The organism is Thioalkalivibrio sp. ALE19 (assembly GCF_000428605.1).
Classification (GTDB): Bacteria; Pseudomonadota; Gammaproteobacteria; order Ectothiorhodospirales; family Ectothiorhodospiraceae; genus Thioalkalivibrio.
Genome location: NZ_AUAG01000058.1, coordinates 1 through 2,367 on the forward strand (window position 1 = coordinate 1; position 2,367 = coordinate 2,367).

The window sequence follows — 2,367 nt, forward strand, 5'->3', positions numbered from 1 at the left end:
CGCATCGCAATCCATGAAGTCTTCGGGATCGGCCAAGATCTGCGCCAAAAAACACCCTTTGGCACAGATAGTTGCGATGCGATCCATATCAGGAGGCCAGCCCCCTGGCCGATCCGGCGTCACGTCCGGAGCAGCAATTCCACCGGCCGCCGGGGCGTCGCCCGCGGGGTCCCGTCCGGGCTCCCCAGCGCGAACAGCAGCTGCGGATGCCCGCGGTCCAGCTGCTCTGCCAGCTCCGCACGTCGCTCCGGCAGCTGCAGCGGCTGATTCAGATAGCGCGCGCAGAACCCGTGACGCGCGGCCTCCAGCAGCACCCGCTGCAGGCCCTGCCCGGCGGCCAGCGACTGCATCGGCCCGTCGATCCCCGTCCCCAGCGCCAGCAGGACCGGCGCCCGGCTCGCCACCCGAGCCTCGGCACGGGCCATCCGCCGGGGCGACACCAGCCGGCGCACGGCCCAGCGGGTCAGACCGCCGGTGAAGCGCCCCACCGGCAGCCCATCGCCTGCGGCCGCCGGGCGCATCCAGTGCGCCAGCTCCGCCCGCCAGGCCGGGTTGCGCCACTGCTCACGCGTCGCCTCCCGCACCAGCCGTACGATCTCGCGACGCGGCTCCGTCCCGGTCACCGGCCGCAACCAGACGCCCTCCTGGCGCGCCGCGGCGACCAGCGCATCCACCACCTCCGGCGGCACCGGGTCCGGACGGAAACGTCCGCGCCACGAGCGGCGCCGAGGGATCCACTCCTTCAGTAGCGGCAGCGTCTGCAGATCGGCGCCTGCGTGGGTCGTGTTCAGCAGGCGCACGTACGGTCCGGGACCGGCCTGTTCCGGACGCACGTTCAGCCCCCGGCCGTCAGCCGCCGCAGCCACCCGCAGGTTCATCACCGCGCAGCCCACGCTGATCACCCGCTCGCGCCCGCCGGGATCGGAGACCGGCAGGACCCGCTCCGGGTCGGTCCAGACCTCCACCCCATCACGCGCCACGCGGAACCGCCACGGCTGGCTGTTGTGCGACGACGGGGCCTGCGCGGCAAGCTCCAGCCAGTTCCGGATGACGGGGTCGAGATCCATGGGGTCATGCCTCTTCGATCAGGGAACGGGTGCGCGCCGCAATAGCATCGGCCGGATGCGCCATGGCCTCCTCCAGAGGCAGGCTCCCGTCACACAGGGCGCGCGCATCGGTCAGGCCCAGCGCGGCCAGTTCGCCCGCATCGGCGTCCACGGAACCGGCCACCGCCGCTACCGGCACGCCCAGCCCCCCGGCGCGACGCAGCACCTCGGCCACCACCTTGCCATGCGCGGTCTGGCCATCCAGCCGGCCCTCGCCGGTGATCACCCGGTCCGCCTCGCGCATCGCCGCATCCAGACCGATCAGGTCGGCCACGTACGCCGCCCCCATGCGCGCGGTCCCGCCCAGCACGCAGCCCAGCGCGAACCCCAGCCCGCCGGCCGCGCCGGCACCCGGTGCATCCACCGGCCGCCGCAGCCATCCGGCGGCCTCGATGACCCCCGCCAGGCGCTGCATGCAGGCATCCATCGCCGCGACGTCGTCCACCGCCAGGCCCTTCTGCGGTCCGAACACCGCCGCCGCCCCCTGCGGGCCGATCAGCGGGTTGTCCACGTCGCTCAGCAGCGTGATATCGACCTCGCCTAGGCAAGGATCCAGCTCCGCGAAATCGGCCTGCACGAGGGCCCCCAGCGCCGCCGGATGCGGCGCCAGCGCACATCCGTCCGCATCCCGGAACCGCACGCCCAGTGCTGCCAGCAGGCCCGCGCCCCCGTCCACCGTGCCACTGCCGCCCAGGCCCACCAGCAGATGCCGGGCCCCCGCATCCAGCGCCGCGCGCATCAGTTCGCCCACGCCCCGGGTATCCAGCTGCCAGGGATCGCGGCGCCCCGCGGGGATCCGGTCGAGACCGCAGGCCGCGGCGACGTCCAGCACCGCCCGGCGACCCTGCGGGTCCAGTCCCCAGCCGGCCTGCAGCGCCGTTCCGTCGGGGCCGGTGACCCGCGCCTGGCGCCATCCCCAGCCCGCCGCCCGGCTCACCCGCCACGCCGTGCCCTCGCCCCCATCGGCCATCGGCAGGGCGCGCACCCGGGCGTCCGGCCGGGCGGCCAGCACCCCGCGCACCATCGCCGCGGCCACCTCCTCCGCCGCCAGACTGCCCTTGAAACTGTCCGGGCACACCACCACCCGCAGCGGCTCCGCCAAGCTCCCCTCCCGAGTCCGCGACCTGTCACGTCCGTCCGTTGCCACACCCCTCATTATGGACGATTGTAATGACCCCCGGGTTTTTGCACACCCTACGCGCTTAACGCGGGGTGGGCCCGTGGCGCCGCATAGCCCAGTGCCTGATGCGGCCGTTGCTCG

2 protein-coding genes are annotated in these 2,367 nt (G+C 73.9%); both read right to left on the reverse strand.

Annotated features, from left to right (window positions below; translation table 11 throughout):
* Window positions 1-119 precede the first annotated feature (119 nt).
* Window positions 120-1,067 (reverse strand): nitroreductase family protein, encoded by a 948-nt coding sequence (locus F787_RS0113925; RefSeq protein ID WP_028492575.1) that lies wholly within the window; start codon window positions 1,065-1,067, stop codon window positions 120-122.
* Window positions 1,068-1,071: 4 nt separating this feature from the next.
* Window positions 1,072-2,208: a glycerate kinase gene (locus tag F787_RS0113930; protein WP_028492576.1), complete on the reverse strand. Its 1,137-nt coding sequence runs from the start codon at window positions 2,206-2,208 to the stop codon at window positions 1,072-1,074.
* Window positions 2,209-2,367: the final 159 nt, after the last annotated feature.

Coding starts and splice junctions, on each gene's coding strand:
- F787_RS0113925 (WP_028492575.1), bottom strand. CDS start 1,067: ATGGATCTCGACCCCGTCATCCGGAACTGGCTGGAGCTTGCCGCGCAG.